21 protein-coding genes are annotated in these 17,059 nt (G+C 71.5%); 17 read left to right on the plus strand and 4 right to left on the minus strand.

The window, feature by feature from the left end:
- Nucleotides 1-48 precede the first annotated feature (48 nt).
- The 4 genes from VZF99_RS00450 (at nucleotide 49) to VZF99_RS00465 (ending at nucleotide 3,127) form a co-directional block, all read left to right on the plus strand.
- Nucleotides 49-1,677, plus strand: coding sequence for an AMP-binding protein (locus VZF99_RS00450; protein WP_407335415.1), 1,629 nt, complete (start codon nucleotides 49-51; stop codon nucleotides 1,675-1,677).
- 13 nt (nucleotides 1,678-1,690) lie between these two features.
- Entirely contained in the window at nucleotides 1,691-2,266 is a 576-nt protein-coding gene (locus VZF99_RS00455; RefSeq protein WP_407335416.1) for an LLM class flavin-dependent oxidoreductase, read from the plus strand.
- Nucleotides 2,267-2,371: 105 nt separating this feature from the next.
- On the plus strand, nucleotides 2,372-2,701 hold the full coding sequence (locus VZF99_RS00460; protein ID WP_407335417.1) for a hypothetical protein: 330 nt from the start codon (nucleotides 2,372-2,374) through the stop codon (nucleotides 2,699-2,701).
- Between the two features lie 30 nt (nucleotides 2,702-2,731).
- On the plus strand, nucleotides 2,732-3,127 hold the full coding sequence (locus VZF99_RS00465) for a hypothetical protein (protein ID WP_253002924.1): 396 nt from the start codon (nucleotides 2,732-2,734) through the stop codon (nucleotides 3,125-3,127).
- A 42-nt stretch (nucleotides 3,128-3,169) separates the two neighbouring features.
- On the opposite strand, the gene add is transcribed toward VZF99_RS00465, so the two are convergent.
- Nucleotides 3,170-4,162: an adenosine deaminase gene (add, locus tag VZF99_RS00470; protein ID WP_407335418.1), complete on the minus strand. Its 993-nt coding sequence runs from the start codon at nucleotides 4,160-4,162 to the stop codon at nucleotides 3,170-3,172.
- The gene (locus VZF99_RS00475; RefSeq protein ID WP_253002926.1) at nucleotides 4,159-5,628 is read right to left on the minus strand and encodes a sodium:alanine symporter family protein; all 1,470 of its coding nucleotides are present in this window, start codon (nucleotides 5,626-5,628) and stop codon (nucleotides 4,159-4,161) included. The genes add and VZF99_RS00475 overlap by 4 nt, the downstream gene beginning before the upstream one ends.
- 55 nt (nucleotides 5,629-5,683) lie before the next feature.
- On the opposite strand from VZF99_RS00475, the gene VZF99_RS00480 reads away from it, so the two are divergent.
- The gene (locus VZF99_RS00480; protein ID WP_259820540.1) at nucleotides 5,684-6,574 is read left to right on the plus strand and encodes a patatin family protein; all 891 of its coding nucleotides are present in this window, start codon (nucleotides 5,684-5,686) and stop codon (nucleotides 6,572-6,574) included.
- 57 nt (nucleotides 6,575-6,631) lie between these two features.
- Here the strand turns inward: VZF99_RS00480 and VZF99_RS00485 are convergent, their stop codons facing one another.
- On the minus strand, nucleotides 6,632-6,781 hold the full coding sequence (locus tag VZF99_RS00485) for a hypothetical protein (protein ID WP_172812132.1): 150 nt from the start codon (nucleotides 6,779-6,781) through the stop codon (nucleotides 6,632-6,634).
- Nucleotides 6,782-7,018: 237 nt separating this feature from the next.
- Here VZF99_RS00485 and VZF99_RS00490 point away from each other — a divergent pair, with 237 nt between their 5' ends.
- From VZF99_RS00490 to VZF99_RS00505, 4 genes are all read left to right on the plus strand, one after another.
- Entirely contained in the window at nucleotides 7,019-7,198 is a 180-nt protein-coding gene (locus VZF99_RS00490) for a hypothetical protein (protein WP_185952000.1), read from the plus strand.
- A 92-nt stretch (nucleotides 7,199-7,290) separates the two neighbouring features.
- Nucleotides 7,291-8,985, plus strand: coding sequence for a nitrite/sulfite reductase (locus tag VZF99_RS00495; protein ID WP_335672493.1), 1,695 nt, complete (start codon nucleotides 7,291-7,293; stop codon nucleotides 8,983-8,985).
- Nucleotides 8,982-9,764 (plus strand): phosphoadenylyl-sulfate reductase, encoded by a 783-nt coding sequence (locus VZF99_RS00500; RefSeq protein ID WP_335672494.1) that lies wholly within the window; start codon nucleotides 8,982-8,984, stop codon nucleotides 9,762-9,764. The genes VZF99_RS00495 and VZF99_RS00500 overlap by 4 nt, the downstream gene beginning before the upstream one ends.
- Nucleotides 9,761-10,627 carry an NAD(P)-dependent oxidoreductase gene (locus VZF99_RS00505; RefSeq protein ID WP_407335419.1) on the plus strand — a complete coding sequence of 289 codons (867 nt, stop codon included), beginning with the start codon at nucleotides 9,761-9,763 and terminating at the stop codon, nucleotides 10,625-10,627. The genes VZF99_RS00500 and VZF99_RS00505 overlap by 4 nt, the downstream gene beginning before the upstream one ends.
- A 27-nt stretch (nucleotides 10,628-10,654) precedes the next feature.
- On the opposite strand, the gene VZF99_RS00510 is transcribed toward VZF99_RS00505, so the two are convergent.
- On the minus strand, nucleotides 10,655-11,440 hold the full coding sequence (locus VZF99_RS00510; RefSeq protein WP_407335420.1) for a lysophospholipid acyltransferase family protein: 786 nt from the start codon (nucleotides 11,438-11,440) through the stop codon (nucleotides 10,655-10,657).
- Nucleotides 11,441-11,521: 81 nt separating this feature from the next.
- On the opposite strand from VZF99_RS00510, the gene VZF99_RS00515 reads away from it, so the two are divergent.
- The 8 genes from VZF99_RS00515 to thpR all read left to right on the plus strand — a co-directional run bounded on the left by VZF99_RS00515 (nucleotide 11,522) and on the right by thpR (nucleotide 17,059).
- Nucleotides 11,522-12,214: a sirohydrochlorin chelatase gene (locus tag VZF99_RS00515; protein WP_407335421.1), complete on the plus strand. Its 693-nt coding sequence runs from the start codon at nucleotides 11,522-11,524 to the stop codon at nucleotides 12,212-12,214.
- Between the two features lie 142 nt (nucleotides 12,215-12,356).
- Nucleotides 12,357-12,701: an Lsr2 family protein gene (locus tag VZF99_RS00520; protein WP_067715382.1), complete on the plus strand. Its 345-nt coding sequence runs from the start codon at nucleotides 12,357-12,359 to the stop codon at nucleotides 12,699-12,701.
- Nucleotides 12,702-13,181: 480 nt separating this feature from the next.
- The gene (locus tag VZF99_RS00525; RefSeq protein ID WP_407335422.1) at nucleotides 13,182-13,919 is read left to right on the plus strand and encodes a TetR/AcrR family transcriptional regulator; all 738 of its coding nucleotides are present in this window, start codon (nucleotides 13,182-13,184) and stop codon (nucleotides 13,917-13,919) included.
- The gene (locus VZF99_RS00530; RefSeq protein WP_407335423.1) at nucleotides 13,916-14,773 is read left to right on the plus strand and encodes a thioesterase family protein; all 858 of its coding nucleotides are present in this window, start codon (nucleotides 13,916-13,918) and stop codon (nucleotides 14,771-14,773) included. Before VZF99_RS00525 ends, VZF99_RS00530 begins: the two co-directional genes overlap by 4 nt.
- Entirely contained in the window at nucleotides 14,770-15,621 is an 852-nt protein-coding gene (locus tag VZF99_RS00535; protein ID WP_407335424.1) for a maleylpyruvate isomerase family mycothiol-dependent enzyme, read from the plus strand. The genes VZF99_RS00530 and VZF99_RS00535 overlap by 4 nt, the downstream gene beginning before the upstream one ends.
- 14 nt (nucleotides 15,622-15,635) lie before the next feature.
- Entirely contained in the window at nucleotides 15,636-16,043 is a 408-nt protein-coding gene (locus VZF99_RS00540; RefSeq protein ID WP_120286567.1) for a CrcB family protein, read from the plus strand.
- Complete coding sequence (crcB, locus tag VZF99_RS00545; RefSeq protein ID WP_096906286.1) at nucleotides 16,030-16,416, plus strand: fluoride efflux transporter CrcB; 387 nt, start codon at nucleotides 16,030-16,032, stop codon at nucleotides 16,414-16,416. The genes VZF99_RS00540 and crcB overlap by 14 nt, the downstream gene beginning before the upstream one ends.
- A 34-nt stretch (nucleotides 16,417-16,450) precedes the next feature.
- Nucleotides 16,451-17,059, plus strand: coding sequence for an RNA 2',3'-cyclic phosphodiesterase (gene thpR / locus VZF99_RS00550; RefSeq protein ID WP_407335425.1), 609 nt, complete (start codon nucleotides 16,451-16,453; stop codon nucleotides 17,057-17,059).

Below are 17,059 nucleotides of genomic sequence, written 5' to 3' on the forward strand. Positions count from 1 at the left end.
CCGTGGCTATGATCCAGATCACACCGCCTCCCGTGAAGGAATTCCCACATGGCCGACACCGTCCGCGAACAACTCCGCCGCCACGCCGACTCGGATGTGGTCGCCATCCGCTACGAGGACACCTCGATCACCTGGCGTGACTACCTGGCGGGCGCGGACGCCCGGGCCGGCGCCGTCACGGGGATGCTGGATCCCGCGCGGCCGCTCCACGTGGCCACGCTGCTGGAGAACACCCCGGAGATGCTCTACGCGTTGGCGGCCGGCGCGGCGGGCGGGTACGTGACCGTCGGACTCAACGCCACGCGTCGCGGGGAGGGCCTCGCGCGCGACATCCGCAGATCCGACTGCCAGGTGCTGCTCACTGACAGCGAGCTGCGGCCCTTGCTCGACGGGCTGGACCTGGGGGACGTCAGCGTGATCGACACCGACTCCGAGGAGTGGGCCGCCCTCGTGGCCGCGGCCTCCGCGCCCGAGAACCCGCCGCCGGTGGAGGCCATGGACCCGTTCATGCTCATCTTCACCTCGGGCACCTCGGGCGACCCCAAGGCGGTAAGGGTCGGCAACTTCACCGTGACTATGTCCGGGGAGAACCTCGCCCCGTCGTTCGCCCTGACCTCCGATGACGTGCTGTACCTGTCCATGCCGCTGTTCCACTCCAACGCCATCATGAGCGGCTTCTCCCCGGCGATCGCGGCCGGCGCCACCATGGTGCTGGCCCGCCGGTTCAGCGCGTCGCGCTTCGGCGACGACATCCGCCGCTACGGCGTCACCTACATGAACTACGTGGGTAAACCGCTGGCGTACATCCTCGATACCCCGCCACGGCCGGATGACGCCCACACGACGCTGCGCGCCGCGTTCGGCAACGAGGCCGCGGCCAAGGACATCCCCGCCTTCGCGCAGCGGTTCGGGTGCGAGGTCCGCGACGCCTACGGCTCCACCGAGCTCGCGGTGATCATCGTGCGGACCGAGAACTCGCCGCTGGCGTCGATCGGGGAACCGTTCCCGGGGGTCGCCGTGTACGACCCCGTGACCGGGGAGGAATGTCCCCGCGCGGTGTTCGACGACGATGGCGCCGTGACCAATCTCGACGAGTGTGTCGGTGAACTCGTCAACACCGAGGGGGCGGGGTTCTTCGCCGGCTACTACAACGACGACACGTCGACCTCCGACCGCATGAGGGACGGGATGTACTGGTCGGGCGATCTGGCCTACCGCGACGCGGACGGCTTCGTCTACCTGGCCGGGCGCAGCGGGGACTGGCTGCGCGTCGACGGCGAGAACATGGCCACGGGCATCGTCGAGGAGATCCTGCTGCGCAACCCGGCGGTCTCGCGGGTCGCCGTCTACGGTCTGCCCGATCCACGCGGGGTGGGTGACCAGCTCGCCGCGGCGATCGTCCCCCGCCACGACTCGGAGCTGGAGCCGGCCGCCTTCGAGCAGTTCCTCGCCTCGCAGCCGGACCTGTCGCCCAAGGCGTGGCCGCGCTGGGTCCGGATCTCCGTGGACCTGCCCACCACGGCGACCAACAAGATCCTCAAGCGGGAGCTCATCAGGCAGGGCGTGGGGGCCGCCGGCGCGGACGGCACAGGGGCAGGCGGTGCGCCGGCGGACACCTGGTGGGAGCGCGACGAGCGGGGCACCGCGTACACCGAGCTGGCCGGGGCGCGGGTGTAGTGGTCGCGGTCTGATGGTCTACGTCGTCACGCGGTTCGACTTCCGCGCGCCGGGCGCCGGGCCGGAGGAGCGCCGGGACCACTACCGCGCGGCCCTCGACATGGCCCGCTACGCCGAGGAGACCGGCCACGACGCCGTCAACCTCTCCGAACACCACGCCTCGGAGGACGGCTATCTGCCGTCCCCGCTCATCGCGGCGTCGGCGGTCGCGGCCGTGACCAGCCGCGTCCCCATCACGGTGTGGGCGCTCATCGCGCCGCTGTACGACCCGGTCCGTCTCGCCGAGGACATCTCGGTCCTCGACCACCTCGCCTCGGGCCGGGTCAGCTTCACCTTCGGGCTCGGCTACCGCCCGGTCGAGTACGCGCTGCACTCACGCGACTGGAGAACCCGGGGCGCCCGTCTCGACGCCCAGCTGGAGACCATCCTGGCCGCCTGGCGGGGCGAGCCGGTCGGCGACGACCCGGCGGACGGCTCCCCGCCGTCCTCGCCCACCCCGCGGCCGTTCTCCGACCCCCACCCCATGGTCTTCCTCGGTGGGGGCAGGGCGGCCGCCCGGCGGGCCGGGCGACTCGGCATGCATTTTTAGCCGCAGGTCGACGATCCCGAGCTCACCGCGCTGTACCGGGCGGAATGCCTCGCACACGGGCATCGGCCCGGCCTCGTCGTCGAACCCGTTCCCGGCCCCGCGACGGTGTTCTGCGCCGAGGACCCCGACCAGTTCTGGGCGCGGTACGGCCACCACCTCCTCGCCGACGCACTCGGGTACCGCGCCTGGCAGACCGGCGCCGGCGACGCCGGCGGCACCCGCAACTCCTTCGTGCACTCCGACGCCCGCACCGTCGACGAACTGCGCGACGAGGGTGTCTACGTGGTGGCGACCCCCGACCAGCTGGTGCGACTCGTGCGTGACGGCGACCTGGGGCTCATCACCAACCACCCTCTGTGTGGCGGGATCCCGGTGGAGGCGGGCTGGGAGTCGCTCCGCCTGCTCGGTGAGCGGGTCCTACCCGAGGTCCGGTGAGGGGCCCGGCGCCCCCGTAGTCTCGGGCGTATGAGCAACGCGACCACCCGCGGCCCCCTTTCTCAGACCGTCCGCTACTGGGCCATGCCCGCCGCCCTCGGCACGATGGGGGCGCTGCACTTCGTGGCGCCCCGGCCGTTCGACGGACTCATCCCGCCGGAGCTGCCGGGCAGTCGGCGCGCGTGGACCTACGGCTCGGGCGTCGTGGAGGTGGCGGTCGCCGGACTGCTGGCCGCGCCCGCCACCCGGAAGGTGGGCGGCGCGGTCGCGACCGCACTGTTCATCGGCGTCTTCCCGGGAAACCTGCAGATGGTCCGCGCCTGGCGTCGCAAGCCCGTGTGGCCGTACCAGGTGATCGCGTGGGGCCGGCTCCCGCTCCAGGTGCCGATGATCCTCGCCGCCGACAGCATCCGCCGCGGCGCCTGACCCCACCCGGGCGCATGACCCCACCCGGGGTCCGCCCCGCGCTCAGTCGAGGCGCCAGGCCTCGATCCGGGCGAGCGCGTCCCGCTTGACGTCGTCCGGGGCGAAGGACGCCTCGATCGACGCCCGCGCCACCCCGACCAGCCGCGCCACCGACACGCCCATCCGTTCGTGGGCGGCCACGTACTCGTCGACTACGTCCACGCCGAACAGCAGCGGGTCGTCGGCGCCGAGTGAGCAGCGCACCCCGGCCTCGAGCAGCCGCGGCAGCGGGTGCTCCTCCAGCGAGGGGTACACGTCCAGCACGACGTTCGAGGTGGGGCACACGTCGAGGCAGGTCCCGCGCTCGGCCAGCAGCTCCAGCACCCGGGGGTCCTCCACCGCGCGGACGCCGTGCTGGATCCGGTCCACGCCCAGCTCGATCGCGGAGCGCACCTCGTCCGGGCCGGCGAGTTCGCCGGCATGGGGCACCACCCCGAGCCCGGCGTCGCGGGCGATCGCGAACGCCCCGGCCGCGTCGGCCACGGGGTTGCCGCGCTCGTCGGCGACCAGGCCCACCGCGACCACGCCACGGTCGGCGAACCGCGTGGCCAGCCGGGCGGCCTCCAGTGCGTGCCCGGGGCCGGCGCCACGGTCGATGCTCACGATGGACCCGGTCCACACGCCGTGACGACGCCCGGCGTCGGCCGCGGCCGGGAGAATGAACTCGAGCGCCTCCTCCGCCGAGCCGAACGCCACCGCCTTCTCGGGGATCGACGCGAACTCCAGCGCCACGACGCCCTGCGCGGCGGCGTCGGCGACCACCTCGTCCAGTAGCCGTCCGACCCGCTCCGGGGTGTGCAGCAGGTCGATGAGCAGGCCGTACGCGCCGAGGAACGCGGTGAAGTCCGCATACTCCACGAGGGGCGGCGCCTCGATGCCGTCCTCCGCGCACCACTGCCTCAGGGTGGCCTCTCGCATCGCTGCCTCGAGGTGCACGTGCAGGTGCGCCTTGGGCAGCGCGGTGAAGCGGCCGTGGGCGCTCGTGCGGGGGGTCATTCCTCGGCCTTGACCTCGCGGGCCTCGTCGGCGACGTGCTGGTGGGTCATGGGGTCGGTGCCGTCCCACGAGGAGACGTTCCGCGCCTTGGGCAGGTCGTCGCGGTGGAACACCGGGTTGTGGCCCTTGGCCCGCTGCTTCAGGTAGTGCTGCAGGAGCGCCACCGCGAGACCGCCGAGCGGGATGATCGCGATGAGGTTGATGGTGGCCATGACGCCCATGAACAGGTCGGCGAGGTTCCAGATGAGGTCGACCGAGCCCAGGCTGCCACCGAGGACGGCGAGCACCACGAGGATGCGGAAGGTCCGCAGTGCGGCGGGGTTGCCGCGCAGGAAGGTGATGTTGGCCTCGCCGTAGTACGAGTTGCCCAGGATGGAGGAGAACGCGAGGAAGAAGATGACCACCATGAGGAAGGGCACGCCCCAGTCGCCGACCGAGGCGGCCAGCGAGTCCTGGGTGAGCGTGATGCCCTCGCGGTCACCGCCGAACTCCGGGTTGGCCAGAAGGATGATGAATGCGGTGGCCGAACACACGATGATGGTGTCGAAGTAGACACCGAGCGCCTGGACGAGGCCCTGCTTGACCGGGTGGGAGACCGATGCGGTGGCGGCGGCGTTGGGCACCGAGCCCATGCCGGCCTCGTTGGAGAACAGTCCTCGGCGCATGCCCTGCATGATGGCCGCGCCGACGGCGGCGCCGGCGACCTCGCGGAGCCCGAGCGCGTGGCCGACGATGAGGGAGATCATCCCCGGGACCTCGGTGATGTTGATCGCGACGACGACGAGGGCGACGACGATGTACGCCACCGCCATCACGGGGACCAGGATCTCGGTGACCGCGGACAACCGGCGGACGCCACCGAAGATGACGGCGCCCACGACGAGGGCCAGGGCGATGCCGATGATCAGGCCCGGGGTGAAGCCCTCGAGGGAGAACTGGTTGCGGACGGACTGGGCGATCGAGTTGGCCTGGACGGCGTTGAACACGAACCCGTAGGTGACGGTGATGATCACGGCGAAGGCGATGGCCAGCGGCTTCCAGCCCAGCCCGTCGCGGATGTAATAGGCCGGCCCGCCCACGTAGGAGTCCTTGCCCTTGACCTTGTACAGCTGCGCCAGGGTGGACTCGACGAACGCGGTGGCGCCGCCGACGATCGCGAGGAGCCACATCCAGAACACCGCGCCCGGCCCGCCCACCGTGATCGCGATCGCGACGCCGGCGACGTTCCCGGTACCCACGCGGGAGGCGGCGGAGATGGTGAAGGCCCGGAAGGCGGAGATGCCTTTCCTGCCCTCGTCGATGTCCGACGGCTTCTCGAAGATCGCCCTGATCATCTCCGGGAACATCCGAATCTGGACGATGAGGGTGGTGATGGAGAAGTAGAGGCCTGCGCCCACGAGTAGCGCGATCACCCCGTACCAGTAGACGTCGTTGATGGACACGATGAAGTCGGTGACTGCGCTCACACGGTGACGGTATCGGATCGCGGCGTCCGGGTCGATGCGACCTACCCTGGTAACCGTGACCGAGTTAGCGCCCACAGCTCCGGACGTCGCCCTGCTCTTCGAGGGCGGCGGTATGCGGGCGGTGCACACCGCGGGCGTCGTGGAGACGTTGATCGAGGCGGGCATCCACACCGGGTTGGTCGCGGGGATCTCGGCGGGTGCCTCCCACCTGGCCAATTACGTGTCGCGCGACGCGGTCCGGGCCCGCAAGAGTTTCGTGGAGATGGCCGCGGATCCGAACTTCGGCGACTGGCGCAGCTTCGCCCGCGGCAAGGGCCTGTTCAACGCCGAGTACATCTACGAGCAGGCCGGACTGCCGGACGAGGTGCTCCCGTACGACTTCGAGACGTTCGACGCCAGCGGTACCGAGGCGCGGATCGGGACGTTCCGCTGCTCCGACGGCGAGACCGTCTTCTGGGGCGAGGATGACATCACGTCGATGAGCGACCTCATGAGGATGGTCCGGTCGTCGTCGACGATGCCGGTGTGGATGCCGCCCGTGCTCATCGACGGCGAGTACTACGTCGACGGGGCGCTGGGTCACGACGGCGGGATCCCGCTGTCGGCGGCTCGCGACGCGGGATACGACAAATTCCTGGTGGTGCTCACCCAGCCGCACGGGTATCGGAAGATCCCGCCACGACGGCTGACGCCGTTCTACCGCTCCTACTTCCGCCGGTTCCCGGCGGTGGGGGAGGCGCTGATGCACCGCTGGGCCCTCTACAACGAGACCCTCGACGAGATCGAGGCGTTGGAGGAGTCGGGCGAAGCACTGGTCTTCCGCCCGCACCGGGTGATGATCCGCAGCTACGAGCGGCGCGTCGACCGTCTCGCCGAGGCGTATGTCCTCGGGCGGGAGCAGGCCAGGCGTGAGGTCGACACCTGGCTCGACTTCTGCGGGATGTGAAGCATCCGAAATCGCGACACGCCCCGGTGGCGGACCACCGGGGCGTGTCGAATCAGATCAGGAGCCGAACAGCTCCGCGCCACCACTGAGGGTGCCGAGTACGTAGGCCGGGAGGCGCAGCAGGCCGTCGATGGCCGCCGAACCGAACGGCGCGGGGATGAGCTCGGCCGAGCCCGCTGCAAGTCCTGCCCAGAAATCAGAGAACATGGTGTGTCCTTTCGATGTGGTACCCACCAACCGTGGGCTATGTCTCAGACAGTACGGTCGGTCGCGGGGCCCACGCCACCGCTGAATCGTGACCCCGCCGCGTCTTAAGTGAATGCCTAACTGTTATGCTGCACGGTTCCCACTTTATGAAAAAATGCCTAGGCTGACGGCGGGGCGTCTGGGGTGCGGATCCACCACAGGGATGGGTCGTCAGATCAGCTCCGGAAGGAGTGCATCATGGGAAGTCTCGTAGAGCTCGCCGGGTCGTCGATGGCGGCGGCCGGCAGCCTCGTCCAGGACTCCGGCTCGACGCTCGTCGATTCGGCAACGTTCCTCCCGTTCCACATCGTCCAGATCCTCTGGGGGACCCTGTTCGGCATCGCCGGGGACCTCGGTTCGACCTTGCCGATGGCGTGAACTCGACGTCACCTGAGTGACGACGGGTGGGCGGGGGTCGGTTAGGTCACCCTGGATAGACAGACCAGTCTGTCCTGACTATTGTCGCGGGCATGACCGATACTGCAGCCGCCCCCCGCCCTGCTCGTCCCGCGCGGGCGCCCAAGCCGCAGGGGCAGTGGAAGATCGACGGCAAGCTGACGCTGAACCACAACGAGGAGTTCAAGCTCACCGACGACGCGCTCAACGTGCGCCAGCGGATCCTGGACACGTACTCCAAGGAGGGCTTCGCCTCGATCCCGTCGGACGACCTCTCCGGCCGTATGCGCTGGTGGGGCCTGTACACCCAGCGTAGGCAGGGTCTCGACGGCTCCCGCACCTCCAAGCTGGAGGCCGACGAGCTGCAGGACGAGTACTTCATGATGCGCGTCCGTACCGACGGCGGCGCGGTCACCACCGACCAGCTGCGCGTGCTCGCGGGGATCTCGACCGACTTCGCCCGCGGCACCGCCGACATCTCCGACCGGCAGAACATCCAGTACCACTGGATCGCGATCGAGGACGTCCCCACCGTCTGGCAGCGGCTCGAGGACGTGGGGATCGACACCGTGGAGGCCTGCGGCGACTGCCCGCGCGTCATCCTCGGCAGCCCGGTGGCGGGCGTCGCCGAGAACGAGATCCTCGACCCCACCCCGGTGATCGCCGAGATCAAGGCCAAGTACATCGGCACCCCCGAGTTCTCCAACCTGCCGCGCAAGTTCAAGTCCGCCATCACCGGCCACCCCAGCCTGGACGTGGTCCACGAGATCAACGACATCTCGCTGGTGGGCGTCGAGCATCCCGAGCTCGGTCCCGGTTACGACCTGTGGGTGGGCGGCGGCCTGTCCACGAACCCGCAGCTCGCGACCCGCATCGGCGTGTTCGTCCGCCAGGAGGAGGCCGCCGAGGTCTGGGCCGCCGTCGTGGGCATCTTCCGCGACTACGGCTACCGCCGCATGCGCACGCGCGCCCGGCTCAAGTTCCTCATCAAGGACTGGGGCGCCGAGAAGTTCCGCCAGGTCATGCAGGACGAGTACCTGGGCCGCGAGCTGCCGGACGGCCCGGCACCCCGCCGCGGTGTCGGCTCGGGTGACCACGTGGGCGTCTTCGAGCAGAAGGACGGCCGCTACTACGTGGGCGCCGCCCCGACCGTCGGCCGCGTGGGCGGCGAGAAGCTGGCGCAGGTCGCCGACCTCGCCGAGGCGGCGGGATCGAAGCGCGTCCGCTTCACCCCGCACCAGAAGCTGCTCGTGCTGGACGTCGAGCCGGACAAGGTCGACCAGCTGGTCGACGGACTGGCCGAGATCGGCATGTACGCCCGCCCGAGTTCGTTCCGCCGCGCCACCATGGCGTGCACCGGCATCGAGTTCTGCAAGCTCGCGTTCGTCGACACCAAGGACACGGCCACCGCGCTGGTCGACGAGCTGGAGCGGCGCTTCGCCGACGACGCGCCCCTGCGCACGCCGCTGTCGATCCACCTCAACGGCTGCCCCAACAGCTGCGCCCGGATCCAGACCGCCGACATCGGGCTCAAGGGCCAGCTGCTCGACGGCGACACCCCCGGATTCCAGGTCCACCTGGGTGGCGGGCTGGCCTCCCAGGACCAGGAGTCGGGTGGGCTCGGGCGCACGGTCCGCGGCCTCCGCGTGCCGTCGGCAGAGCTGCCCGACTACGTCGAGCGCGTGATTCGCAAGTACATGGACACCGGTGCCGGCGGCGAGACCTTCGCCGAGTGGGCGCACCGGGTGGACGAGGAGGCCCTCGTATGACAGCTGTAGCCCTGGAACTGCTGCCCCGCAGCACGGTCCTGACCCCCGGCCCCGGCCGGAAGCGCACCACCTCCGAGCTCAAGGCGATCGCCGAGGAGGCCGGCCGTCGCTTCGACGACCGCGGCCTTTACGGCAACCACTCCGAGATCGACCCCGCCGAGGTCCTCGCGTGGGCGGGCGAGACCTTCGGTGACGCGCTCGCGGTGGCCTGCTCCATGGCCAACACGGTCGTGCCGGAGATGACCGCACCCCACGCCCCCGGCGTGGACGTGCTGTTCCTCGACACGAGCTACCACTTCTCCGAGACCGTCGGCGTCCGCGACGCGCTCGCGGCCACCCCCGGCCTCAACGTGGTGGATGTGCGCAGCCCTGCGACCCGCGAGGAGCACGAGGCCGCCCTCGGCCCTCGCCCCTTCGAGACCGACCCCGAGATGTGCTGCCGTCTGCGCAAGGTGGAGCCCCTCGATGCGGCCCTGTCCGGCTACGAGGCGTGGATCACCGGCCTGCGCCGCGTGGACACCGACCACCGGGCCGGCGCGGCCATGGTCGAGTGGGACGAGAAGCACTCCATGGTCAAGATCAACCCGCTGGTCGCGTGGACCCTGGAGCGCGTCCACGACTACGCGGCCGAGCACGGGTGCCTGCTCAACCCGCTGCTCGACGACGGTTACCCGTCGATCGGCTGCGAGCCGTGCACGCGCCGCGTCGAGGCCGGAGCGGATCCCCGCTCGGGCCGCTGGGCGGGATCGTCCAAGACCGAGTGCGGCATCCACCTGTGACCAGTGCGCTCTCGGCGCCGCCCGCCGGCCCGGCACCGACGCCGGCGCTGGACGGGCTCCCGCTCACCGTCGGCCTCGCCGGTCGCGAGGTGCTGCTCGTCGGGGCCGGGCCCGTCTCGGCCCGCCGGGCGGAGACCTTCCTCGAGGCCGGCGCGGTCCTGAAGGTGGTGGCCCCGCGCGTCGACCCGGCCATGGCCGACCTCGCGGAGCGGGCGTCCGATCACGTCGTCGTCGTCACCAGGTCGTTCACCCCATCCGACCTGGACAGTCCCTGGATGGTGCACGTCGCCACCGGCGACCCCCATGTCGACGCGGAGATCGCCGCTCTGTGCGAGCAGCGCCGCATCTGGTGTGTCACCGCGGGGGACGCCGGGCTCGGCTCGGCGCGGGTGCCCGCGCGGACGGCCGTCGCGACGCCCGCCGGCCTCGTGCGCATCGCGGTCGACTCCGGCGACCCCCGGCGGTCGGTGCGCGTGGGACGCCACGTGGCGCGCTCGCTGGCCACCGCACCCGCGGGCCTGCGCGCGCGTCGCCGCCCGGCCACCGGGTGGGTCGCGCTCGTGGGTGGCTCCGGCGACGGTGACCTGCTCACCGTGCGCGCCCGACGCCTCGTCCACGCCGCGGACGTCCTGGTCACCGACGGCGCGGCCGACGCCGCGTTACTGACGGAGCTCGACGACGACGTCGAGGTGCTCGAGACCGGACCCGGCCTGCCCGCAGCCCGCGTCGCCGAACTGGTGGCGACGCGGTACGCCGCGGGACACGGGGTCGTGCGGATCGCGGCGGCGGCCAGCCTGGCCGCGCGGGCCCGCGAACTCGACGCCGTCGGGGTGGAGTTCGAGGTCGTCCCCGGCGTGGTCTGAGCAGGGCAGTCCGGGCAGGGCGGCCGCCTACTCCCAGGCGGCGGTGAGGGCGTCGTCGATCCCGTCGCGCACCGCGCTTCGCACCTCGTCGATCGCCGGCGGGGCCCCCGGGTCCTCCCACACGATGGGCCGGCCCGCGGCCAGCACGGGGCGTCGCGGAGGTGTCCTGGCGTGCTCCCGCCCGTGGTAGACGATCCCGACCGGCAGGACCGCCACCCGGCCGCCCTCCACGCGGACCCCGCGGACCATCTGGCCCACCCCCTTCTTGACCGAGCCGAGACGGAGCGTGCGGAGGTCGTCGGCCGAGGAGTTGGTCCCCTCGACGAACGTCAGGACCACGCCGCCCGCGGTGAGACGATCCACGCAGAGACCGATGAGCCGGGCCGCCGCCGCATCGTGCACCTCGCGAGCCGTGCCCTGGTAGTTCTTGGCCCGGAACACCGGGACCGTCCCCGTGTACTCGAAGACCGGACGCAGCGGGCCCCGGAAGAGCGGGTCCTTGGTCAGGCCGGTGCCGCTCGACAGGAACCGGACCCGCTTGTCGAACACGCCCGAGGCCAGGACGAACGGGTCGTGCTTGGACGGGTGGTTGGCGGCGACGACGATCCCCACCCCGGCGTCGTGGAGACGGTGCAGCTCGGACACGGTCCCCGGCGCGATGCGCAGCTCGGGGGCATAAACGGCCCCGACGAGGGCCAGCAGCGGGTGGGTGAAGCCGTCGCGCCGACGACCGGGGCCGTAGAAGTCGTACACGGCCTCCCAGTTGGCCACGGTCACCTCTGGCCGCGCACCCCGTCTGCCGCCTGCGTTCATCCCCCCAGTGTCGCCGAGCGGGTGCCGCCCCGCACCCGGATTGCGGCATGCTCGAAGGGTGAACGCTCCCGGGATGACGTCATGAGCCCCCGCCTCCTGCTGGTCGCCCACGGCACCCGGGCGGCGGCGGGCCGCCGCGTGCTGGGTCGGGTCCTGCTGGAAGCGCGTAAGCAGCTGCCCGGCGTGGACTGCCGACTCTCCTGGGTGGACGTCCAGTCACCCGGCCCGGGCCGGATACTCGCCGACGGCGCACCGACGGTCGTGGTCCCGGCTTTTCTCGCCCGCGGTTACCACGTCACCCACGACGTCGGGCAGGCCTGCCGCGACGCCCCCGGCCCGGTCGTCCAGACGCCGCACCTCGGCGCGGAACCGGAGGTCGTGCGGGCATTGATGCAGCGGCTCGCCGAGGCCGGCGCGGTGGGGGCATTCGGCGCGGACGCCGTGGTCCTGGGCGCGGCGGGGAGTAAGAACGCGTCGTCGATCGCGGAGACGAGGGCGCTCGCCGCCAGGCTCTCCGACCTCATGGGTGTGCCGGTGACCTCCGGTTTCGCCTCCGCGGCGGTCCCGACCGTCGCCGAGGCGGTCGAACAGTTCCGCACCGGGGGGCGACGTCGGGTGGCGGTCGCGACCCACCTTCTCGCCCCCGGTTTCTTCGCCGATCGAATGGCCGCGGCAGGCGGGGATATCGTCTCTCCGCCACTCGGCGCACACCCGGAGATCGTCGATCTCATCGTGCGGAGATATCGCGAGAATTCCGACTCTTTCGGCCACTGAACAACCGTGGAATATCCCTGTAAAGTTCAGCACTGAAAACATTGTCGAGAAGCGCTATCCAAAACATACGTGTGCGTATGTCGACTTCCCTGTGCATAATATCTTCATATAGAGAACAGAGCCGGCCAAGGGAGAAGAACACATGGCACAGCAGTTCCAGGTGCAGTACATCGACGACCTCGACGGAACGGATCTCGGCAGCGACGCCAATACGATCACGTTCGCATTCGACGGTAAGGAATACACGATCGACCTCAGCGACGAGAATGCTGAGAAATTCCGCGAGGTAATGGCTCCGTACGTGGAGAACGGCCATCGTGTCTCGTCCAGTGGCAAGGCCAAGCCTGCACGCCGGGCCGCGGCCAAGTCGTCGTCGTCGGGCGATACCAAGGCGATTCGCGAATGGGCCCGCAGCAACGGTTACGAGGTCTCCGACCGCGGCCGAATTCCGTCCGACATCATGGACGCCTACGCCGCGGCCAACTGATACGGACACCGGTCTGTACGACCAACACACGGACGCGGACCAACCCTGTCGCCACTCGACGAGGCGGCGAGCTGGAATCGCGCACAAAGTAAGGCCCGTAGTCCCCGCGAGGGGCTGCGGGCCTTTCTTTTCGCACGCTGACCTCTTCGCGCGCTGACCTCTTCGCACGCTGACCTCTTCGCACGCTGACCGTTCGGGGCCGCCGACTCTCTCGAGTTGCCCGGCCCGGCGCCGAATTCCCTTGTCCTGGTTCAGCTGGGTCGTGCGTCCGGAACGGACCGAAGACGGCGCGCATCCATGCGTGGATCGGAACACCGTCACAGCAGGTCGGACACCGTTGCCACGGCGTGCTCGGCGGCGCCGGTCCGGTGTGGGACGCGGGTGTGATGGCGGCGCCACGACAGCGGCATCACTGCGTCTGCCGCGACACGCCACGCCGCTATGACGCCGATGTCGTCGTCGTCGTCGTACCCTGCCGGGGTGACCCCATCCTCGCCGCGCGCGGCCACCCGCGCCTCGACCCAGGCCGCGACCCGCGCCCCCCACCACGCCCAGTACGACGAGGCGCTGCGCCGGGGGATCCTCGACGAGGCCACGCGACGGCTCCGGGACGCGGCGCCGGAGACGCTGGGACTGCGGCCGCTCGCCGCCTCCCAGGGCACCTCCACCACGGCGATCTACACGATGTTCGGCGGCAAGTCCGGCCTGCTCGCGGCCGTCGCGCACGAGGCCGACCGGCAACTGGCGGCCGCCCTGCGCGAGTCGCTGCGGCACGACAGCGTCGAGGGCGACATGCGGTCGCTGTGCCGCGCGTACCGGCGGTGGGCACTGGAGAACCAGGGCCTGTACGGGCTGGTCGTGGGCGAGCCGGTGCGGTCGCCGCGAGCCGGGATCGCCGGGGCCGGGGACGGCAGGGTTGGGGACGGCACCGTCGACGCGCTGTGGCGCGAACCGCTGCTCGAGGTGGTCGACGCGGCCGTCGACGAGGGCGTGTTCCGGTCGGCCGACGTGCACGAGACCGCCACCACGATCTGGGCGTCGCTGCACGGGGTCGTGTCGCTGGAGCTGAGTGTGTGGCGGTCCTCGCCCAGCGCCGAGCAGTACTTCGAGACGCAGCTCGCGGCGATCCTGCGGTCGTGGGCGGCGGGGTCGGCGGGCGGCTCGGCCGGGTTCGGCGCGTACGCCGGCGCCACCGGCACGGACGGGGTGGCCCGATGAGCGAACGCGCCTTCTTCACCCTGGACGACAGCGGGGCGTACCTGCCCACCCGGTACGCCCGCAGCGCCTGGTCGGACAGCATGGTCAACGGCCCGGCCGTCGTGGTGGCGGCCGCCCGGTCGCTCGAGCACGAGTTCGGTGCCGAGGAGTTCCAACCCGCCCGCCTCACGGTGGACCTGTTCGCGCCGGTGCGCAACGAACCCCTGGTCGTCCAGACCGAGGAGATCCGCAGCGGCAACCGCATCCGCGTGGCCGACGCGCGGCTGATCCAGGGGGGCAAGGCCGTCGCCCGCGCCACGTTCGTCCAGCTGCGCCGCGGTGAACAGCCACCGGGAACGGTGTGGGTGTCCGGCCGGGAGCTCGCGGCGCCGGCCGACGCGGATCCGGGGGAGACCGGGCCGGGGACCAACGTGTTCTTCGGCAGCGGCCAGCCCGGCCCCTCGTGGGACCGCGACATGGGCGTGCACCAGAACGACCAGCGGAAGCGCTTCTGGATCCACCCGCTGGACGTGGTGGAGGGCGAGCCGGCCTCCCCGTTCCAGCGGGCCGTGATCGTGTCCGAGTCCACGAGCCTCATGACGCACTGGGGCGACGAGGGGATCGGCTTCATCAACGCCGACCTCACCGTGGCGCTGGCCCGGCTGCCCCGGTCGGGGGACATCGGGATCGAGGCCGACGAGCACGTCAGCGCGGACGGCGTGGCCGTGGGCACCGCCTCGCTGTTCGACCGCGACGGGATCTTCGGCACCGGCACCGTGGTGGCGGTGTCCAACGCGGGGCGACAGATCGACTTCACCCGCCGCCGGGCGGACGGCAACGACCGCCCCGGGTCCGACGAGGCGACCCGCGTATGACCTCCCGGCTCGCCTACTCCAGGATGCTCGACGCGCTCGAGGCGCAGGTCGGGCTGGTGCGGTACGCCCTGGCCGGGGACGGGCTCGGGACCGGTGCGGACGTCACCGCCCCGGTGGCCTCGTGCCCGGGCTGGTCCGTGCACGACCTGGTGGTCCACCTGGGCGCGGTCAACTGGTGGGGCGCCGCCACGGTCCGCGAGGCCACGCCCGACACCCGGACCGGGGGAAGGGGAGCGGTCATGGAGTCCGCGCCGCCGGTGACCGAGGGCGCCGCCGCGCTCGCCGACTGGTACTCCGGTCTCACCGCCGAGATGATGACGACGTTCACCGACACGGCCCCCGACGCCCTGGTCTGGACCTTCTCCGGCCCGGGCCGCGCCGACTTCTGGCCGCGGCGCCAGCTCCACGAGACCCTCGTCCACCGCTGGGACGTCGAGAACGCTCTGCACGGTGCCGCCGCGACGACGCCCGTGCCGGAGGACGTCGCCGTCGACACGATCGACGAGTTCTGTACCGTCATGCGCCCGCACATGGCCGCCCACGTCGCGCCGCTCGCGGTGACGATCCGCCTCCGCGGCGTCCCCCACGCCCCGGAGGGCCCGGCCGCGGTGGGCCTCGCCGCGGGCGCCGAGCCGGTCGGGGCGGGCGCCCTCGGCGCGCTGGAGTGGGAGCTGCCCGGTACGGACGGTGCGGGCCCCGACTCCACGGGCGCGGTCGAGGTGGCGGGGCCGCCGGAGACGCTCGCCTTGCTGCTGTGGGGCCGCGTCGGCCCCGATGCCGCGGGCCTGGAGATCACCGGTGATCGCAACGGCCTCGACGCCGCCCTGGAGGCCGGACTGTCCACGTGAGGTTCCCCGCCGCGATGGTCACTCTCACTTCGATGGCCGTCGTCGCCGTCGGCGGGGCGGCTGGCACGTTCGCGCGGGTCGTCGTCTCCGAGTTGGCGCCGCCGGCCCTCACCGTGACGCTCGCGATCAACGTCGTGGGCGCGTTCGCACTGGGGGTCGTCCTCACCGTGCTGCCCGAGGGCGGGGCGTGGCGACGAGAGGGACGACGACAACGACGACGACATCACGCCCGGTTACTGCTCGGCCCCGGTTTCTGCGGGGGGTTCACCACCTACTCGCTCATCGCCCTGCAGGTCTCGACCCTGGCGCGGGCGGGTGATGGGGTCGGCGCGATGGTCTATCCCGCGGCGACGCTCGTGCTGGGCGGTGTGGCCACCGTGCTCGGGATGGCGCTGGGATCGAGGGGTCATGACGGTGGGTGACGCCGTGATGGCGGTGTGGGTCGCGCTCGGCGGGGGCGTGGGCGCGGCCCTGCGCTACGGCGTGGGCCTGGCGGTCGCCGCGCGGTGGCATGGCCGGTTTCCGCTGGGCACGTTCCTCGTCAACGTGTCGGGTTCGTTCGCACTGGGCCTGGTCATGGGGCTGCTGGCCGGACCCACGGGAAGCGGCGGGACGGTGGCCGTGCTGCTGGGCACGGGAGCACTCGGCGGCTACACGACCTTCTCCACGGCCAGTTATGACACCGTTCGCCTGGCCCGCGACGGCCGGTTCCTCACCGCGGCGGCGTACGGGGTGGGGACGATGACAGCCACGGTGGCCGCCGCCGCTCTGGGGTGGTGGCTCGCGGGCTCGTGATGGATCACGACTCGGGCTTGTGGACCACCGGCGCATGGTCCACGGTGGAGTGATGGGGCACCGGATGTTCGTCGCGGTCATGCCGCCCGGCGAGGTTCGCGAGGAGCTGGAGCGGTTCCTCGAGCCGCGGCCGGGTCTGACGTGGACGAACCCCGCCCAGTGGCACCTCACCCTGACGTTCTGTCCCGACGTCGACGACTGGCGTCTCGACGAGCTGACCGAGCGGGTGGAGGCGGTCGCCCGGAAGCACGAGCCGTTCACTCTCCGGCTGGCCGGCGCGGGGGCGTTCCCCTCGGTTGAGCGGGCCAAGGTGTTGTGGGCGGGGGTCGATCAGCCCGAGGATCGGCCGCTCCACGCGCTCGCGGCGGGCGTCCGCTCGGCCGCCAACGCGGCGGGCTGCGTCCCGGACGGCGCCCGGTTCCGTCCGCACCTCACGCTCGCGCGGCTCGGTGGTCGCGACGATGCGACCGCCTGGCTGCGGGTGCTCGACACCTTCACGAGCAGCCGGTGGGAGGTCTCCGAGATCGCACTCGTCGACTCGTTCCTCGGCGAGGGGCCGCGTGGCCAGGCCCGCCACGAGGTCGTGGCCCGGTTACCGCTGGGTGCGGGCGAGCGACGCTGGTGGGACCCGCCCGGGGGGTGA

The sequence above is a fragment of the Dietzia kunjamensis genome (genome assembly GCF_045689975.1).
GTDB classification, from domain to species: Bacteria; Actinomycetota; Actinomycetes; order Mycobacteriales; family Mycobacteriaceae; genus Dietzia; species Dietzia kunjamensis.

Coding starts and splice junctions, on each gene's coding strand:
- VZF99_RS00450 (WP_407335415.1), top strand. CDS start 49: ATGGCCGACACCGTCCGCGAACAACTCCGCCGCCACGCCGACTCGGAT.
- VZF99_RS00455 (WP_407335416.1), top strand. CDS start 1,691: ATGGTCTACGTCGTCACGCGGTTCGACTTCCGCGCGCCGGGCGCCGGG.
- VZF99_RS00465 (WP_253002924.1), top strand. CDS start 2,732: ATGAGCAACGCGACCACCCGCGGCCCCCTTTCTCAGACCGTCCGCTAC.
- add (WP_407335418.1), bottom strand. CDS start 4,162: ATGACCCCCCGCACGAGCGCCCACGGCCGCTTCACCGCGCTGCCCAAG.
- VZF99_RS00485 (WP_172812132.1), bottom strand. CDS start 6,781: ATGTTCTCTGATTTCTGGGCAGGACTTGCAGCGGGCTCGGCCGAGCTC.
- VZF99_RS00490 (WP_185952000.1), top strand. CDS start 7,019: ATGGGAAGTCTCGTAGAGCTCGCCGGGTCGTCGATGGCGGCGGCCGGC.
- VZF99_RS00495 (WP_335672493.1), top strand. CDS start 7,291: ATGACCGATACTGCAGCCGCCCCCCGCCCTGCTCGTCCCGCGCGGGCG.
- VZF99_RS00500 (WP_335672494.1), top strand. CDS start 8,982: ATGACAGCTGTAGCCCTGGAACTGCTGCCCCGCAGCACGGTCCTGACC.
- VZF99_RS00510 (WP_407335420.1), bottom strand. CDS start 11,440: ATGAACGCAGGCGGCAGACGGGGTGCGCGGCCAGAGGTGACCGTGGCC.
- VZF99_RS00515 (WP_407335421.1), top strand. CDS start 11,522: ATGAGCCCCCGCCTCCTGCTGGTCGCCCACGGCACCCGGGCGGCGGCG.
- VZF99_RS00520 (WP_067715382.1), top strand. CDS start 12,357: ATGGCACAGCAGTTCCAGGTGCAGTACATCGACGACCTCGACGGAACG.
- VZF99_RS00530 (WP_407335423.1), top strand. CDS start 13,916: ATGAGCGAACGCGCCTTCTTCACCCTGGACGACAGCGGGGCGTACCTG.
- VZF99_RS00535 (WP_407335424.1), top strand. CDS start 14,770: ATGACCTCCCGGCTCGCCTACTCCAGGATGCTCGACGCGCTCGAGGCG.
- VZF99_RS00540 (WP_120286567.1), top strand. CDS start 15,636: ATGGTCACTCTCACTTCGATGGCCGTCGTCGCCGTCGGCGGGGCGGCT.
- crcB (WP_096906286.1), top strand. CDS start 16,030: ATGACGGTGGGTGACGCCGTGATGGCGGTGTGGGTCGCGCTCGGCGGG.
- thpR (WP_407335425.1), top strand. CDS start 16,451: ATGGTCCACGGTGGAGTGATGGGGCACCGGATGTTCGTCGCGGTCATG.